The 703-nt window shown below is 59.6% G+C and carries 1 protein-coding gene; it reads left to right on the top strand.

The features are described from left to right. Positions 1-242: 242 nt before the first annotated feature. On the top strand, positions 243-703 hold a 461-nt coding region (locus tag CNQ84_RS20275), incomplete at its 3' end, for an IS110 family transposase (RefSeq protein ID WP_133065937.1).

Here is a 703-nt window from a genome sequence, read left to right as displayed (position 1 = left end):
GTGGCCCTTGTATGTTGACTGTGGTCCCTGTGACCATGGTCCCCGACTGATCATCGGGCGGCAGGTGACAGGCCGGTGTGGCCCTGAAGCCTCAAGAGCTTGGTTCGTAGATGGGCCGTCACCTGCCAACACACTCAGACAGTTCGAACGGTATCTGGTGCCGGTGCTGAGCGCCTGAGCACGTATTCGCAAGGTAGAACAGAGTGTGGTGACGATCACCTGTCAACAGAGCCGGAGGCCCCATGACCTGCGTTATCGGAATCGACATTGCCAAGCACACCTTCGACATCGCTAAGCCGCTGGAGCGCGATAAATACCGCACCAAGGCCAAGGTGGCGAACACCCCCGAAGGCTTCAAGCAATTTGACCAATGGTTAGAGAAGCACGCCGAGCCACATTGCTGGGTGCTGATGGAGGCAACCAGCGTGTACCACGAAGCGCTGGCGACGCATCTGCATCAGCAGGGCTATCAGGTCTGTGTCATCAACCCTGCACGCATCGCCAAATATGCGCAAAGCGAGCTGCGCCGGGTTAAAACCGACAAGACCGACGCCAAACTGATCGCCCGCTACGCACAGCGCCATCTGGAAGAACTGCGTCCTTGGGAGCCCGAGCCCGAGAGCTTCCGTCAGCTACGCGGCCTGGTGCGTCGGCTTGCCGACCTGAAGGAGTTGGCGCAGATGGAGCGCAACCGTCTGGACGT

It is taken from the genome of Pseudomonas abyssi, from assembly GCF_002307495.1.
Classification (GTDB): Bacteria; Pseudomonadota; Gammaproteobacteria; order Pseudomonadales; family Pseudomonadaceae; genus Halopseudomonas; species Halopseudomonas abyssi.
This window is presented reverse-complemented; position numbering and strand designations above follow the sequence as displayed.